Source organism: Streptomyces sp. NPDC024687 (assembly GCF_055559055.1).
In genome coordinates this window covers 72,334-89,371 of the sequence record NZ_JBVHLJ010000011.1, presented here as the reverse complement: position 1 = coordinate 89,371, position 17,038 = coordinate 72,334, and the positions used below count along the sequence as shown (strand labels likewise).

11 protein-coding genes are annotated in these 17,038 nt (G+C 69.4%); 6 read left to right on the top strand and 5 right to left on the bottom strand.

The features are described from left to right. The first annotated feature begins 165 nt into the window (after positions 1–165). Entirely contained in the window at positions 166–1,542 is a 1,377-nt protein-coding gene (locus ACZ39I_RS34310; protein ID WP_467248823.1) for a vanadium-dependent haloperoxidase, read from the top strand. A gap of 12 nt (positions 1,543–1,554) precedes the next feature. Here ACZ39I_RS34310 and ACZ39I_RS34305 read toward each other — a convergent pair whose 3' ends face one another. Next, entirely contained in the window at positions 1,555–2,421 is an 867-nt protein-coding gene (locus ACZ39I_RS34305) for a helix-turn-helix domain-containing protein (protein WP_467248822.1), read from the bottom strand. A 409-nt stretch (positions 2,422–2,830) separates the two neighbouring features. On the opposite strand from ACZ39I_RS34305, the gene ACZ39I_RS34300 reads away from it, so the two are divergent. From ACZ39I_RS34300 to ACZ39I_RS34290, 3 genes are all read left to right on the top strand, one after another. Next, positions 2,831–3,436: an RNA polymerase sigma factor gene (locus ACZ39I_RS34300; protein ID WP_352391542.1), complete on the top strand. Its 606-nt coding sequence runs from the start codon at positions 2,831–2,833 to the stop codon at positions 3,434–3,436. Next, positions 3,433–4,494, top strand: coding sequence for a CU044_5270 family protein (locus ACZ39I_RS34295; RefSeq protein ID WP_467248821.1), 1,062 nt, complete (start codon positions 3,433–3,435; stop codon positions 4,492–4,494). Before ACZ39I_RS34300 ends, ACZ39I_RS34295 begins: the two co-directional genes overlap by 4 nt. A 433-nt stretch (positions 4,495–4,927) precedes the next feature. Beyond that, positions 4,928–5,098 (top strand): hypothetical protein, encoded by a 171-nt coding sequence (locus ACZ39I_RS34290; protein ID WP_467248820.1) that lies wholly within the window; start codon positions 4,928–4,930, stop codon positions 5,096–5,098. A 536-nt stretch (positions 5,099–5,634) separates the two neighbouring features. Here ACZ39I_RS34290 and ACZ39I_RS34285 read toward each other — a convergent pair. The 4 genes from ACZ39I_RS34285 to ACZ39I_RS34270 all read right to left on the bottom strand — a co-directional run bounded on the left by ACZ39I_RS34285 (position 5,635) and on the right by ACZ39I_RS34270 (position 14,406). Next, positions 5,635–7,215 carry a hypothetical protein gene (locus ACZ39I_RS34285; RefSeq protein WP_467248819.1) on the bottom strand — a complete coding sequence of 527 codons (1,581 nt, stop codon included), beginning with the start codon at positions 7,213–7,215 and terminating at the stop codon, positions 5,635–5,637. Between the two features lie 661 nt (positions 7,216–7,876). Further along, complete coding sequence (locus ACZ39I_RS34280) at positions 7,877–8,923, bottom strand: hypothetical protein (RefSeq protein ID WP_467248818.1); 1,047 nt, start codon at positions 8,921–8,923, stop codon at positions 7,877–7,879. Between the two features lie 31 nt (positions 8,924–8,954). Beyond that, on the bottom strand, positions 8,955–10,835 hold the full coding sequence (locus tag ACZ39I_RS34275) for a DNA/RNA non-specific endonuclease (protein ID WP_467248817.1): 1,881 nt from the start codon (positions 10,833–10,835) through the stop codon (positions 8,955–8,957). Positions 10,836–11,034: 199 nt separating this feature from the next. Then, positions 11,035–14,406 carry an ALF repeat-containing protein gene (locus tag ACZ39I_RS34270; protein ID WP_467248816.1) on the bottom strand — a complete coding sequence of 1,124 codons (3,372 nt, stop codon included), beginning with the start codon at positions 14,404–14,406 and terminating at the stop codon, positions 11,035–11,037. A gap of 554 nt (positions 14,407–14,960) precedes the next feature. On the opposite strand from ACZ39I_RS34270, the gene ACZ39I_RS34265 reads away from it, so the two are divergent. Beyond that, on the top strand, positions 14,961–15,488 hold the full coding sequence (locus ACZ39I_RS34265) for a hypothetical protein (protein ID WP_467248815.1): 528 nt from the start codon (positions 14,961–14,963) through the stop codon (positions 15,486–15,488). Between the two features lie 82 nt (positions 15,489–15,570). Continuing rightward, positions 15,571–17,038, top strand: a 1,468-nt coding sequence (locus ACZ39I_RS34260; protein WP_467248814.1) for a trypsin-like serine protease, incomplete at its 3' end; no start/stop codon positions are given.

Sequence of the window (17,038 nt, the reverse complement as noted above, 5' to 3'; positions counted from 1 at the left end):
TGACATGCGCGGGGCCGGTCCGTGCGGGGAAAGCGCCGATGGGGCGCGGGCTTCCGCCGGCCGACCGGCCGCCGCCGTCCGGGGAGGGAAGACGTCATGGGGTTGTTCGGTACATCGGGGAGACGTAAGAGATCGGCAGGGCACCGCGGGTCGTTTCGGAAGGCGGTGACCTTGGGCGCGGGGCTGGCGTTGCTGGCCGCGGGGAGCACGCTCGCGTTGCCCGCGCAGACGGCGGCGGCCGCTGCGCCGAACTACGAGGGTGATCCGACGCAGTACTGGAACGGCGTGCTGCTGGAGATGTTCCGGCAGGCTGATGGTTCGCTGGGGTCGCCGGGGCAGTTGGCCCGGTCGGCGGCGATGATGAACGCGGCGATCTACGACGGGGAGAGCTCGTACCAGAACACCTTCTACACGATGAAGTACAAGCCCTACCTGTCGGCGCCCAAGTACCCGAACCTGGGGCAGGGGCCCGACGAGGAGGAGCGGATCATCGGGCGGACGGCGTACAACATCCTGCATCACCTGTACCCGAACCAGACCGCGTATCTGGGCAAGGTGTTCCAGGACCGGTTCGGAACACCGCCCACGCAGTTCGACATCATCGACAACGAGATCGTCGGCACGATCTACAACAACATGATCAAGGCCCGCACCAACGACGGTTCGGAAAACCAGAGACTGTACAACCTGGAAGACGTGCCGGGGGCGTGGCGTCCCACGGGTGAGCCCGGCTGTAACTCCAGCACGGCGGTGACGCCCTTCTGGGGGCTGGTGAAGCCGTTCACCATGAGTTCCGGGTCCGAATACCGGCCGACCACGCCGGGCAGCTTCGCGGACTATGCCACGCTGCTTGCCAGTCCGGCGTACGCGTACCAGGTCGAGCAGGTGCGCCTGCTCGGGGGCCGGGGATCCACGCAGCGGACCACCGAGCAGACGGCGATCGCCACGTTCTGGGCCAACGACCTGGGGCCGGATGTCAACAACAACATCAAGGGCACGTTCAAGCCACCGGGGCAGCTGCTGGACGCCACGATCCGCATCGCGAAGGCGCGCGACATCAGGAGCAAGTACGAGAACGCGCGGCTGTTCGCGCTGGTGTCGCTGGCGATGGCGGACAGCGCCATCGGTGAGTGGGATGTGAAGTATCTGACGCCGATCGACCTGTGGCGTCCCGTCTCCGCGATCCACAACGGGATCGACTCCTCGTGGCAGCCGCTGTCCGCGGCCCGCGACGGTTCGCCGTTCACACCGTGCTTCCCCGCCTGGGCCTCGGGTCATGCGGCGTTCGCCGGCGCCTGGGCGGCGGTGATGAAGGGATACTTCGGCAGCGACACCATGAACTTCGAGGTCGCCACGGAGGACCCTGCCTCGCCGCAGAAGAAGCGGACCTTCACCAGCTTCCGCCAGGCCGCCCAGGAGGACGCGGACAGCCGGGTGTACCTGGGGGTGCATTACCCGTGGGACGCGAGCGACGGGCTGAAGCTGGGCGAGGACGTGGCGACGAGGTCAGTGCTGCCGCGGCTGGGACCGGTGGGGTCCTGAGCGCCGTACCCCTCAGTGGCCGGTCAGTACGACGCTGGTGACCTGTCCCTCCTCCCGGTCCAGTTGGGCGAAGCCGGCGCCGTGGATGCGTTCGGCGATGAAGCGGGAGGGGGAGCGACCGGTCATCGCCTTGAAGTCGCGGTTCAGGTGGGCCTGGTCGTAGTAGCCGCAGGCGGCGGCTATCCGGGACGGGGGGAAGCGGGCGTCCAGCAGGCGCAGGGCGTGCCGGAAGCGCAGGACGCGGGCGGTGGCTTTCGGTGACAGGCCGATCTGCTCCCGGAAGCGGCGTTCGAGGTGGCGCTCGCTCCAGCCGACCGTGCCCGCCAGCTTCGCCACGGTGGACCCCGTGGCCCCGCCGGACAGGAGTTGCCGCCAGGCCCACACCAGGCGATGGGAGGCGGGTGGGCCGGTCCGGGCGCGGGCGGTGAGGAAGGCGTCCAGCAGGGTGAATCGGGCGGCCCACCCGGGGGTCTTGGCGAGTGCCCCGGCAAGGTCGTACGCCGGCTGACCCAGCAGGTCGGCGAGGTCCACCATGGAGTCGGCCAGCTCGGCCATCGGTGTCCGGAACAGAGTGAACGCGGTCCAGGGCGCCATCACCACCTCGATGCCGTGCGCCCGTCCGTCGTGTTCGCCGACGCTGGCCCGGGTGTGCAGCCCGGAGAGCAACGAGGTGTACGAGGTCCCAGGCTGTACGACCTGCCCCGTCTGTCCGGCCGGATGCGCTCCGGTGATCCGTAGTGGGTCACCGAACCCCAGCACCAATGTCACGGACGCGTTGGGCACTTCGAGCCGCCGCCGGGAACGCTCGAACGCCAGCCGGAAACCCCGGTAACTGCGCACCCCGGGCCGCAGCTCGGGATGAGGCAGTTGCGTCACCATCTCGCAGATTCCGTCCGGCCCGGCCAAACGTCGCACAGCGGTCCCCCCGGTCCGTAGGGCCGGCGGCGACGACGTGCGGCCGACTCGCGCACGTTAGCTCGCCGGCCGGCGCTTGGGCAGTGCGTTTCGGGCCACCATCCCCTTCGCCTTTGACGGTGCAGGGGATCACCTCGTCATCGACCAGCGCCCCTGCCGTCGCCGCGGAAGGATCGATAAGGCCGATCACCATGACAGTCCGTCATGTCACACCCTCAGTGATCTTGCGTGGGGCAAAGATCCGGGTGACCTTGTGACGGCCGGGAGTACCGGGCCGCGGACGGCGTTGCGGTCGCAGCAGTGGGTGACACAGGCCACAGGAACGCCTCCCGTGTCGCGGAGAGAAGTGGTCGTGAGGGACTCAGAAAACGATGTGCGCCGCCGTGTGCGCGAGGGGGAGCGCGAGGCGTTCGCCCTGCTGTACGAGCAGTTCGCCCGTGCCGTCTACAACCATGGGCTGCGCTTGACGGGCGACTGGTCGACGGCCGAAGAGATCATGTCCGAAACGTTCCTGACCGCGTGGCGGACCCGCGCCCGAGTACACGAGGACGGTGGTTCCCTGCTGCCCTGGCTGCTGGGTATCGCCACCCACAAGGCGGACAACGCTCGCCGGGGAGTCCGCAGACGGCAGTTGTTCCTGGCCCGTCAGCCGCAGCCGCGTGTGGAGGAGGACTTCGCGCCCAGGACCATCGGGCGTATCGATGACGCACGGTACCTGCGTGCCGTGCAGGCCGCGCTGGGACGGCTGCGGCGTCAGGAGCGGGAGGTACTGGCCCTGTGTGTGTGGGCCGGTCTGGACAACCAGCAGACGGCCGAAGCGCTGGGCATCGCCGTCGGAACCGTACGCTCCCGCCTTTCGCGTGCCCGCAAGAAACTCGCGCACCTGGCGGAAGAAGACCTGGAACAACCCACCGCTCGCGGAGAGATGACAAGTGCGGCCGCGATCGCGGCCCTGCCCGTACGGGAGGAGCTCACATGAACGACCACACCACCGGCGCTTCCCCGGAGTCGCACGGCGACCGCGAGGAGATCGCCCGCCTGCTGCCGGCCCCGGCCGACTGGGACCTCCCGCTCGAGCAGCACCTTCGTCACAAGGACCTTCTGATGCGCCACATCGACCACGACCAGATCGCCCCTGCACGGTCGGCCCGCCGACTGCTGCGCCCCGCGGTCCTGGCGCCCGCCACCGCTCTGGCCCTGGCCTGCGCGGTCACCGCGGGGATCGCGCTGAGCGGCGGTGACGCGGCGCCCGCCGGCACCGCGTCGCACCGCGCGGCCACGGACATGCAGCCAGCCGCCGCGCTGCTGGACCGGATCTCCGCCGCCACGGAGACGCACGCCGATCTCACGGTGCGCGACGACCAGTTCGTGTACACCAGGGAGAAGACCCGCGGGGCCGACCTGACCAGTGGGAAGGCTGTGCTCGGCCCGTTGGTGGATCGTGAGCAGTGGATCGCGCAGGAGCCGGGGCCTCTGCGCAAGCAGGGCCTGATCCGTCAGGACGGTGAGACGATGCCCATCAACGCCGACCTCGGTGACACCAACGGCACACCGGCCGGCATCAGCCGGCCCACCTACCGCTGGCTCGGCTCGCTGCCCACCGACCCCGACAAGCTTTTGGCCTACCTGTACACCAAGACCCCTCATGCCGATGGACGGGAACGCGACCAGGCGGTGTTCGAGCAGATCGGCTCCATGCTCGACGGGGTGATGCCGCCCCGTACGGCCGCCGCCCTCTACCGGGCCGCCGCGAAGATCCCCGGTGTCACCCCGGCCCCGGGGGCCCGCGACGCGATCGGCCGCAAGGGTCTCGGCATCGCCCGGGACGACACGCGCTACGGCATCCGCACCGAGTGGGTCTTCGATGCGAAGAGCTTCGCCTTCCTGGGCTCCCGCAGCTACCTGACCAAGGACGCCTCGTACGGAAAGGCCGGGACCCTGCTGTCCAGCAGCGCCGAGCTGGAGCACGCCGTCGTCGACGAAGCCGGCCGGCAGCCCACTGACGCGGAGCGGAGCCGGACCGGGCGCCGAAGCTGACCGTCGGCCGCGTGCCTCCCTGGCCCGCGCGTGACCTCGGGTTGAGGGCACCGGGGGCCGGGAGAACGACTCAGGACCCGGCAGGCCGCCGACCCCTCGCGCCGATCGTCCAGCACTGCCCCCGTCGGCGACCTGCGCAGGATCGACGTCAGACCCGCTCCAGGCCCGATACGGCCCGCTGGGAAGCTCAGTCCTGAGGGTGTGGCCGGGGCGCACCGTGCCGCCTTGGCTGCGCTTCGACGGCTCGGCGACCCAGGTCGCGTCGGCCTCCAGCGTGCGCCGCCGGCTGAAGGCCGACGCGATCAAGCCCTGGCCGTACCGGTCCCCGCCAGGTGCTGGACCTGTACGCCCGTATCTTCGACGGCGAACCCGTGGGGGAGGGTGGGCCTGGTCGACGACACGGGCAAGCGCACCCACACCTACGGCCCCCGGCTTGCCTCGCGGCACCACCACCGAAGCGGCGGCCCAGCCCTTCCGCTACAGCGGCGCCTACCTCGACCCGACGGGCCTGTACAAGATGGGCGGCCGGAGTACACCCGCGACATCGACGACCGGCTCGCCACCGTTGCCACCGTCGGCGCTGTTGGCGTCACCCCGCAGGTAGCGGGCGACGTTCTCGTGCACGATCGTGCGTTCGTCGTCGCAAAACCGCACGTCCGTCTGTCGGCACTCGCACCCCTGATCACGACCGGCAGGTGGGCTGAGTCGGCAGCGCGTGTCGGTGGGCGGAGACTGCGCCGCCGGGAGACCCGCCGTCGTGGACGGGACCCACCTGCGGTCCGAGTTGCGGAGGTCGCCTGCTCACCTCGCCGAAGTGGTCGAGCTCTCGGCGCGCGCGGGCACAGCGGGATCATGGAGCCCTCAAGTCCAGGGTCGTCGCAGACGTCGACAGTGTGATCCGGGTGCCGGTCTGCTTGCCCAGGCTGGTGTAGCCGATGGTGGCCACCGTGGACCCGCCGGTCGTGCCCCGGAGGTAGCGGGTCGACGAGGCCGGCAGGCCGATCCGGAGGGTGTCGTGGGTTCAGGAGGCGAACTCGTAGTCAGACGTGGACTTGTCGGTGGCCATGAGATCGGGCGGTGGGCGTGGCCGCCCACCGCCCTCATCGGCCGTTGACGCCTTGCCACGCCCGTGCGGCGGCGTCAGCGGCCGCCCTGCAGCCGCGACCTCCGCGCCGTCAGGAACACCAGCGCGCCGCCCGCCACCAACAGGACGGCGGTGCCCGCCCGCAGCAGGACTCCGTCCGTGCCCGTGGCGGCGAGCCCGCTGCCGGCCGTCGTCACGGTGCCGGTTCCCGTCCCGGCGCCGGACGGGCTCGCGGTGGCCGTGTGCGGGGGAGAAGCGGAGGTGCTGGGCGACGGGTTGGACGTCACCGAGCCGGTGGCCTTCACCGCGATCACCGCGATGTCGTTCGCCGCGTCGTCGTCACGGTTGGGGTAGTCGCGGTTCTCCACCGCCTTCACGCTGCCCTGCGTGCCAGGGACGACCCGGTCGATCCGTACCGTGAACTCCTGGGTCACCAAGTCGCCCGGCTTGAAGTCGGTACTGCCGATGTCGCAGGTGTAACTCTTCGCTCCGGCCTTCTGCGGTGTGCAGTTCCACAGCGGCCCGGGGTCGCCCTGCTCACCGGGGCCAGGGGCGCCGGTGATGGTCGTGCCCGCGGGCGGGGTCACCACGAAGGTGCCGGAGTTGTCGGCGTCCGACCACCGATAGCCCATCCGGCCCGGCCCGTTGTTCCGCACGCCCACGGTGATGCTCACCGTGTCGCCGACCTTGCCCTCGACCGTGTCGCCGAGCGCCTGGTAGTCGGCGTGCTGGGTGGTGGCGAAGGTGCCGTAGCCGGAGCCGGTGAAGCCGGAGCCGGAGGCGACGGACTTCAGGCCGAGCGGCGCGCCGGTGCCCGTCTCGGGGAAGTCGGAGGGGTCGAAGGAGTCGGGCACGGTGCCGCCGACCGGCCACGCGAGGTAGGTGTTGTAGCCGTACATCGTGTCCGCGGCAGCGGTGTAGCGCAGCGGCGCGTCGGTCTCGTAGGCCGCGCCGGGCGCGACCGGGGTGTCGAACCGGCACCAGGCGCCGACGCTGGGCCGGTCCGAGTAGTGGCAGTTGGAGTGGTCGTGGGCGAGAGAGACGCCTTCGGAGTCCTGCACCCACAGCATGACGCCCTTGTCGGCGGGGGCTGTGCCGGTGTTGGCGAAGGCCGGGGTGCGCTCGAAGACGGCGCCGGGCGCGATGTCTTTGAGCGCCGGGTAGGGGCGGCTGACGAGCTTCGGCCCGCCGACCAGGACCGCCGTCTTCCCGGTCACGGCGGGCGCGTCGGAGGCGGTGGCGGTGTAGGTGATGGCACCTGTGTCGCCTGCCTTGGCGGCCGCGGTGGGCTTCAGGAAGAACGGGTCGATCGACTCCTTGCCCGACAACGGGCCCACGTCACATCTCACCTTGAGGGTGCCGGTGCTCACGCAGTCCCCCGTGACCACCATCGTCGCTTTTCCGGCGAGGGACGACGCGTCGACCGCGACCGAGACGTCATGGGCGTCCCCGCCCGAGGCGGTGATGCCCAGGTCCAGGTTCGGGCCCTCGTCCTCGGTGGGGAGGTAGTAGTTCTCCTGGGCGTCGAGGAGAAGCGTCGTTCCGGCGGCGTGCGCGGCCGGGGTTGCGACCGCCAGGGCGGCAGTCGCGACAGCGGCGGCCGCCGCTGTTCGCCAGGTTCTATGTATCGTCAGCACACTGTGTGGACACGTCAGAAGACCGGAAGGTTGCGCGGAAGCGGCCGTTGTCTGACGGACAGGTTCCGCTCTGGGAAGGTTCACCGGGAATCCGTACCGTCCTGAGGACGCGTTTGCCCTGAGCTGGGCAGTCAGGTCGAACGGATCGGGTTCGCGGCACATGGGGGGCCGGCACCGTGACCGCCTTGCTGAGGCGCCGCCGACGATCTGGCGATCGGTCACCTTGAGCTGCTTGCCCGTGGACAGTTCGGGACGTGGCTGTTGGATGCCCTGCTGGCCGGCGATCGTCGTGGTCCCGATGGACGACCGGGAACAACGGCCGCGCCCGAACGCGGTGCCGCGAGGCCGGTCGCGAGCAGCCCGGGAGGTCTCAGCACGCCGAGCTCGAAGAGACCATGATCCGTTGGGCGAGATCGGGTCATGGTCCGCTGTCTGACGCGGGGTGGACGTGCCACTCGGCGCAGCCAACCTGCATATGACCGTTCGGAGGTGGGCGGGCGTGCGAGAGCGTGTGACCGGGTTCAAGCCCGCGAGCAGCGAGGTGTTCGGGGCCTCCGGGCGCAGGTGGGCTTTTGAGAGCCACACACCGAGGACGAACTCGCTGAACTCGAAGCCCGGAGGGCATGAGGCCGCCGACCCGGTGCCTGGGCATCGGGCCTGCTCACTGAACGAGTTCGATGTGCGGATGGTCGGGGGACACCGGGCAGACGTGGAGTTGCAGATCGTAGGCGTCGGCGATGTTGAGCAGAGTGACGTTCGCGGGCCGGGTGCCCATGGGGAGCGGAGTCGGGTTCGTCTGTTCCTCCTCGGGCATCCAGCTCTTGCTGCCGGGGTCCCATTCCCTGCTCGCGACGGTGACGAGCGGGATCGTCTCGGTGCCGCATTCGGGGCAGGGGCGCGGCATGGGGTCGGTGAGACCCCAGCGGGTCCAGCCGCCGGTCTTCCACCCGGGGGTGTGGCACAGGTTGCGGAAGTAGAACTCCTGCGGGGTTTCCGCGCCGGTGGCGTCCCACGCGTATCCGGCTGCCTCCCACCGACTCTCGTCGCCCAACTGCTGCTGCAGTTCCTTGCTCAGCTCCATGGGGCTGGGGTACTCGGTGACCTGCTCGGGTGCCAGCAGGCACGGCATCGGGAGGTACCAGTCGAACTGGATCACGGGCGGCTCGGGCGGGGCGTCGAGGACGTCGGTGACGGAGGCGGACGAACGCCAGCGGAGGGCGGTTCGGGGGTGTGCGAACTCCGAGTGGTCGCAGGGGCACCACAGGATCTGGAGCACATCGGCTCCGGGAGGGCTGCCCGGGAGGGGCACGTCACGGGCGTAGAGCTGGGCAACGGGAATCATGGGAATCGGACCGTCGAACCACGGGTGGCCCGTGCTGAGCCGCTGCTCGATCTCCTGTTCCTCGGGCGTGACCGCGGGGGCCTGAGGGTCGCGAAGTCGGCGCTCAGTCGCTGCCGTTCGGATGCGACGCAGAAGCCGGATTTCGTCCGGGGAGTGCATCTCGTCTGTCGCGTCACTGTCGTGTGGCTCTTCGCAGTGCGGCCACGGCTCGTCGGCGGGCCAGAGGAGCGGCCCGCCGACGGAGCTTTCGTACGGCGTGGGCGACCCGGGGCGGGGATGCAGCCGGGTCGCCGTGCGGGCCAGCGGGGCCAGTTGAGGGAAGAGCGCGGTCACGTCGAGCGGCCGCGGCGGGGTGGTGAAACTCATGCTGGCTCCCGATGGCGCGAACTGACTGTGATCAGTTGCCGAGGTTGTACAACCCGGTGTTCTTCAGGGTGTTGGTGACATAGACGTTGGAAAACAACTCCTCGATCGTCCCGTCCGCCCGTTCGATATTAGCGTTCATCGTGACTCCCACCGGGATCGTGCTGGTGTCGTCGTTGTAGACGGGCGTCACCTGGTAAAAGATCGCGTCGTCCGGTCCGAAGGCGGACACGTCACTCTGGATGACCTTCTGCGCCTCGAGCTCGTAGGTTCGCATGCTGGGCGTGCCCGTGTTCATCCCCACCTGCCAGCAGGGGACGAGATTGACCTGGATACCCCTTCCGCCGGCGACGTTCGGAATCAGGTGACACCGGGCCAGGCCGTTGGTGAGCGAGTTCGCGTTCCGGAAGATCTCCGCATCCTGCCAGCCGGGTATGTCTCCCTGCGCGGGGGTGCCGTCGGGGGCTGTCCTGTCCAGGCACGCCTGAGCCCGGGTCGGCCTGGCTCCGGCCCGGCCCAGCGGGGTGGTCGTCTTGTTGACGTGGGGGACCGGTTCGGTGGTGTTCAGGATCCACCCGGCGCCGCTGGGAAGTGAACCGTTCGGCGTGGTGTCCAGGCAGCGGGCGTGCGGGCCGGTGTCCGGCAACGAGAACGTCAGCTCGAACTGGTCGGCGTCGATGACCCGTTGGTTCTTGAATCCGTCGGCGAGCTGCGCGGCGGCGAACTGCTTCTCGTCGGGCGTGACATGGGCCTGGACGCAGGGTGAGGCGGGGTCCACGGCACGGGCGTCGTTCAGGACATAGCTATCCCATTCGCCGTTGCCGAGGTTGGGGATCACCTTGACGCACTGAGCGCCGGCGGCACCGCCTTCCTTCGCCTCGCCGAAGGGGAAGTCACCGCAGGAGTCGTTGTCGACGAGCTCCGGCTCAGGCGTGAAGCCGCCGCATGTACTGGCGGTACGGTCGGCCACGCCGCTCGTCGACCGGGTCAGGGGGCTGCCCTTCTTCCCCCAGGCGCCGTTGAGGTTCTTCTGTGCCCACGCGTAGGCGGCCACGGCGCCGCCGGCGTCGGAGGCCGTCGCGCTCATCGGTACGACGGGCATGATCGAAGGGATGACACAGCCGGCCGAAGAGGTGCCCCCGACCGCGTTGTCGCAGCGGATCTTACGCGGGTTGTCCCAGGAGGCGTTCGGGTCGAGGGGCGTGGCGCCCGGGGAGGTCACGTACAACTTGTACGAGGTGAGGAACTCCGCGACGGAGCCCACCGCGGGGGCCGAGGAGTACTTGACGTCGCCGGCGAGGGTCTTCCCCAGGACCAGCCCGCTTTCGTACCAGGGTGCGGTCACCGTCGCCCTGCAGCCGGTTCCGCAGGAGGCGCGGAACTTGGCGTCGAGGGCGGTGACTTCGCCGCTCGCAGAGGTCATCGTCACGGTGACGTGCTCGCTCCACGCCGTACCCGCCGCCGGCAGTGACGCGCTGGTTGAGATCTCCAGGGTGCCGCGCCCGAGCTCCGCGCCCTTGCTGTCGCGCAGGACGTAGAGGACGTTCACCCCGGTCACGCAGTAACTGAAGCGCTCGTAGGAGTAGTTGCCGGGGCTGGTGAGGGAGCAGCTGCCGACGGCAGCCGAAGTGGCGGCGAGGCTCTGCGGTTTCGCCTTGGTTCGCGCGGCCGGGACGGGACTGGTGCTCACACACGCCTCGACGGCGCCCGCCCGGCGCTCCTTCGTCCCCGCCTTCGTGGCCTCACAGTGTTCCCCTGACTGCTTGGGGAAGGCGCTGGTGGCGGTAAGGGGGGCCGGAGTGTCGGTCTGGTTCGTCCGGTCGACCGTCCCCGCGTGTCGCGGCTTCTCGTCCGCGGTCTGCTGTGCCGTGGCCGTACCCGCCGTGGTGAGTCCCAGCGTCACCGCGGTAAGCACGGCAAGTACGGTCGACCGCGCCCGTATTCGGGATGCGCCTCGAGGGCGTCTCTCGTGCATGTTTGTCGGTTCTCTCTTCCTTGTTGCTTTGTCCTGGTGGCATGGAGGAAGGGGGGCACCGGACATGAAGTGCCCCCCGGGGCAGTGGTGGGTGGCCTGCGCTCTACCGCGTCAGAGCCGTACGAGCGGGACTCACTCGTCAGCCGACCAATTCGAAGAGATCCTTGGTGATGGAGGAGACCCCGTCCTCGACAACGTCCGCGATCTTGCCCACGACGGGCTTCACGGCAGTGCTGGCGGGCTTCAGCGCACCCAGCCACTTGCTCTGGCCGTAGGTGACCAGGCTCAGGCCGGTGCCTGCCGCGGACCACCAGAAATCGCTACTCGTGAAGCCGTGCTCGATGCCGGTGAAGACAGTGCCGATGGCGCTCGCGCCCACGGAGACACCTGCGAAGAAGCCGGCTGCGGCGAAGGCCGGCGGGAAGACGAATCCTGCGAGAGTGCAGCCGGCGGCCAAGAGGCCGGCGCCGACGCTGACCACGTTGGCGGCGTCCGCGTAGAACTGGGCGTCGTTCCACCACTCGTCGGAGTCGGCGGGGTCATTGGTGCCGTTGGGGTTGACCTGGTTGTTCCGGTCGTTGGCGGCGGGATCACGCTTGGCCTCACGGTCCGCCTTGGCCTTCTCTGCGGCTTCCCTGGCCTTGGCGGCCACTTCGGCCCGGTGCTTCTCGGCCGCGATCCGCTTGGCCGCGGAGTACGCGGCGGCGGCCTGCTTCGCGTCCGCCTGCGCCTCAAGCATGGAGGCACGGGCGGCGTTGGCCGAACTCTGTGCGGCGGCGGAGGACTTGAGGGCGGCGCGCGCGGAGTCGATCGCCTTGTTGGCCGAGTAGTTGGCCGAGCGGGCCGCGCCGCGGGCGGTCGCGGCGGCCGCCTTCGCCGTGTTGGCGGAAGCCTGGGCGTCGGCGGCCGACTTGTCGGCGGCGTCCGCGTTCCGGTTCGCCTCGTCCGCGTAGTTGTCGGCCGCCTTGGAGGAGGCGATCGCCTTGTCCGCCCACTCCTGAGCCTTGGCGGCGTTGTTGCGGGCCAGATAGGCGGCCTGGGTGGCCCGCGCGGCGTTCTCCTGCGCCTTCTGAGCGATCTTCGCGGCGGCGGCGATGGCACCGCGGATCGCGGCGACATGGGTGGCGGTGTCGTGGTCGAGCTGGGCCGTCCGGAACTGGACCACGAGGATGAAGTTGCGGAGCATCCACGCCGGGCCCTCGAGGGCGACCTCGGCGTAGGCCTTGGTGAACGGGCCACCGGTGGCGATGAGCTTTCCGGCGAGGACCCGGTCGTCCTCCTCCTGTGCCAGCGGGTAGTCGTGGTCGAAGAAGTAGTTGAGGGATTCGGTGGTGTTCTCGTCGAGTGCCTTGTTGGCGGCGTTGGTGACGGCCCTGCCCGCGCCATCGTTGAGGATCTTGCCGATCGCGACGCGCAGCTCCTCGTCGGAGGCTTTCTTGATGCCGATGGTGAGGAAGTCACCGATGGCCTTGGAGCTGGAACTCTCCAGGGCGAGCTGGGCCGCCTCGGCAATCTTCGGCGCGGCGATCGTCGCCACATGGAGGGTGGTCTCGCGGTCGTCCTGGCCCTGGGCGAGGGCCCGATCGAGGTCGATCCAGGCGAAGACGTCGTCGTCGGAGCCTGCCAGGGCGTGCTGGGCGGCCTGCCGGGTCCAAGCGCCCCGGGACTCGATCAGGCCGATCGCGGCCTTGCGCCCCAGGGTCGCGGCGAGTGCCATGTCGCCGGAGTACAGGGCCTGTTCAGCTCGGGTGGTGAGGTCCTTGATCTCCTGGGCGGTGCGCTCCGCGAGAAGGCGCTTGTCGCGGACGTCGGACAGATCGCTCGCCTCGGCGGAGGCGAGCAGCTGCGCCTCCTCGATCGCCTTCTGCTTGTCCTGCTCCAGCGTCTGGGCCTCGGCGGCGCGGGCGTTCTTCTCCACCTCGATGGCGTCGGCGACGGCCTTGGTGGCGACGTTGGCGGCCTTCACGGCCTCGTCGGCGTGCGCGGTCGACTTGTTGGCGTAGTCAATGGCCTGGCCCGCGTACTTCACGGCCTCCTCGGCGGCGGCTGCCGCCTTGTCGGCGTGGGCGGCGGCGGAATTGGCGGCGTCGCGGGCGGTGCGGGCCGCGGCGGCGGCGGCGCTGGCCAGCGCCTGGGCGGCGGAGGCAGCGTTGGTGGCACGGTTGGCTGCGCTGGTGGCGATGGCGGCCTGGCGCTTGGCTTCGGCGGCCTCCGCCTGGGCGACACCCGCGGAGGCGGCGGCCTGGGCGGCGGCCGTGGCGGCGGCGGCCGAATTGCGTGCGGCGGACGCGGCGGCCGTGCCGGCGGACGCGGCCGCATCGCCGGCGAGGGCGGCCTTGTTGGCAGCTGCGGCGGCACTACGGGCCTTGGCCGCGGCGTTCTTGGCGGCGACCGCGGCGTCCTTGGCCTCCTGCGTCTTGCTCGCGTCCTTGGAGGCGGCTATCGCAGCCCGGTAGGCACGGGACGCGGCGCTGCCCGCGTTCGAGGCGGCCTGAGCGGCACCGGTGGCCGCCCAGGAGGCACGGCGGGATGCGTTCACTGCCGCATTGGAGGCGTTGATGGCGTTGCGTGCGGCGTCCGCCGCGCCCTTCGCCGCGTTCGCAGCCTTCCGGGCCGCTGCCGCCGACTTCTGCACGTCGTTCTGGGCCGCGGACGCCTCGGCGGCGGCCTTCTGGGCGGCCTCCTTGGCCTTCCCGGCGGCGGTCTCGGCGCGTGCCGAGGCCTCCACGGCCAGGTTGGTCTCCTTCTGAGCGCGCTTGCCCTCGCGCTCGACGAGGGCCACCAGCTCCTCGATGGTCGCCGACTCCTGGTCACGGGCGCGCGCGATGTGCTGCCCGGTCTCCATGAACCACTCCACGTCGGCCGCGGTCCCCTCGAGCGCACGGCTCGCGTACTTCTGCACTTCCGGGCCACCGTTCACCAGCATGGCGCTGACCTGGACCCGGGTGTCCTCCAGGCGCGCGTCGTACTGCTTGTCGGTGAGGAAGGAGGTGAGAGCCGGTGCGGTGGCGGCGTCGAGAGCGGTGTTGGCGCTGCGCACCACCGCCCTGTCGCCGGTGGTCGACACAGTGGTGGTGGCGACCCGGAGATCTTCGAGGATGGCCGGTTTGAAGCCGTTCTTCAGGAACTCGGCGATCGCGGCGTCTCCGCTTTCGAGAGCAGCGACGGCCTCTCTTCGCAGGCCCTTGCCGGCACGGTCCAGGCTGCGGACGATCGCGACGCGGTTGTCCTCCACGGTCTGCCTCGGCAGCGTCTCGGCGAGGAAGGTCTGGATGTCGGCGTCCGACCCGTAAAGGGCCGCGGCGGCAGCGGCCTTGACGCCCTTGCCACCGGTCAGCCACGCCCTGACGACCTTGGCGCGCTCGGTGTCCGGCAGCGGCACCGGTTCGGATGCCGCGCCGTCTGCAGCGGCGGCGGCCGTGGGGAGGAGCGTCAAGGGTGCGGAGGCCACGGCGGCGGAGGCGGCGAGCGCGCCGAGCACGCGTCGACGGCTCCAGAAGATTGTCTGCATCGGAGAGTTGTCCTCGTGTGAGTTGGCGACAGGACGTGCCGGATCGCACCGGCAGGGCGGTTTCCGGTGTGCCCAAAAGGTGGAATGCCGACGGACGCGAAGTGGTGTGCGGTCGGGAGTACTTGTAGCTCCGGACCATATCAACTGTCCTTGCGGGGAGGTCAATTAAGTAGCCACGTTCTTCAACGCGCGGTTTCAGCAAGAACCTTGATAGATCATCAGAAGCTTCTTTACAGGAGCTTCACAAGTCTTCGTGCAACCTTTATGAAGTGTGACGGAGGTCATGAGTGGAGCGTGGAGATTGCCACAGTATGAGTGGTTTTTTGCGCTCGACCTGAGGGTGGCTTCGTGTTTGCATGATGAAGAGGATGGTGATCACCGGGGCGGGGGCTTCTTGCTTTGGGGCGCAAGGGAATCTCTTCCCGGGGGAGTTGGAACGCACCCGGCAGAGCGATGCCGATAAAGCATTCCTGGGCACCCGAAAAATCGAGACCGGTGACGAACGTCCGGCCTTCAACGACGAACTTGGGGATGCAATGAAGCAATACAGCAGAATGTCCGTTAAGCCGCGGCGCAGGCGGCTTGCGCTGCGTGCACTGGGCGCGGCCGGGGTCGGCGCCCTGGCATGGATCACGGCGGCCTCGGGCATTCCCGGCGGGGCGTCGCAGGAGGCGAGCCCCACCGCACTGGTCGCGGGGGAGTCCCCCGGTTACGCGGTGGAGGACTTCAACTACCCGCTGGCGGACAAGATCCTGGCCGAGAAGAAGATCCTCCTCAAGCGCGGTGACGGGCACATCACCCTCGCCGACTGTGCGGGCGGGACCGGTCTTCTGGAGGTCATGGCCCGCGACAAGGCGGACAAGATCTGCTTCAAGGTCGTCGGTGACTCCGGCTGGCTGACCCTGGAGATTCCCGCGGTGTACGCGATCAAGGGCAACGACTACACGACCGCGGTCGACATGACCGTAGGTACCGAGGAGAAGTCGTACGACATCGCCAAGAACTCCTGGACGCCGGTAGGTGAGGCGGCGGACCCCGAGGGCCGCGACCACATGCTCGTCGAGATCAGGTCCTCCAAGTAAACGCAGTCGACATTGTCATGCTCACCGCAATGCGGTCCGATGTCCACGGACGCGCGGCCCTCGTGTCTAGGAATCCACGCCCATGCACCTCTCCAGACGTCACCGTCTCTCCGCGTCAGCCGCTGCCCTGCTCGCAACCCCCGTCGTACTGGGTGCCGTTCCGGCCGCGACCACCACGGCCTCCGCGCTGGGCGGAGTCGAGGCCCCGGCGCAGTTGAACTATGTCGCGAAGGTCAACGTCGGTGAGCAGTCTGCCTGCACCGGCACCCTCGTCGACCCGCAGTGGGTCCTGACCGCGGCCAGCTGCTTCGCCGCGGACGGCAAGCTCTCCGCGGGCAAGCCTGCCGTCCCCACCACCGTCACGGTCGGCCGCACCGACCTGACGCAGACCAACGGGAGCGTCCAGCAGGCTCTCTGGCTCGTCCCGCACGCCGACCGGGACCTGGTCCTGGTCAGGCTCGCCACCCGGATCACCGATCCCGCCGTCAAGCCCGTGCGGCTGGCGACGACGCCCGCCGCGGCGGGCGAGAAGCTGACGAAGGCGGGATTTGGACGCACCAAGTCCGAATGGGTGCCCGACAAGCTGCACGCCGGCACGTTCACCGTCGCCTCCACCGCGAGCACGACCGTGGACCTCGACGGCTCCGACGGTGCGACCGTCTGCAAGGGCGACGCCGGCGGCCCCACCCTGCGCACCGTCAATGACACTACCGAACTCGTCGCCGTCAACTCCCGCTCCTGGCAGGGCGGATGCCTCGGCAACGATCCCACCGAAACCCGCACCGGCGCCGTCGACACCCGAGTCGACGACCTGAGCAGCTGGGTGGCCTCCACCGTCGCCGTCCCCCGCGTCACCGACCACACCGGGGACGGCAAGTCCGACGTCGCGTACCTGTACGACTACGGGACCAACGCCGACGGCACCAACCACACGGCCCTGTGGCTGCAGACCTCCACCGGCAGCGGCTTCAACGGGCCGGCGAAGTCATGGGACTCCGGCACTGATTCCTGGGACTGGAACCGCAGCAAGACCGTGTCCGGCGATTTCAACGGTGACGGTCTGGCCGACGTAGGCGTCCTCTACAAATATCCCGACACCTCCGACGGACGCGGCCACACCGCACTGTGGACCTTCACTTCCACCGGTTCCGGATTCAAAGCACCGGTCAAAGTGTGGGACTCCGGCACCGGCTCTTGGAGCTGGGACAGTTCCGCCCCGGTGGCGGGTGATTTCAACGGTGACGGCCTGGCCGACGTAGGCGTCCTCTACAAGTACGCCAACACCTCCGACGGGCGTGGCCATTCGGCCTTGTGGACTTTCACGTCGACCGGTGCCGGTATCAGTGCGCCGGTCAGGAAGTGGGATTCCGGCGACGGTTCGTGGACTTGGGACAATTCCGCGCTGGTGGCGGGTGATTTCAACGGTGACGGCAAGTCGGACGTCGGTGTGCTGTACAAGTACGCCAACACCTCCGACGGGCGTGGCCATTCGGCCTTGTGGACTTTCACGTCGACCGGTGCCGGTATCAGTGCGCCGGTCAGGAAGTGGG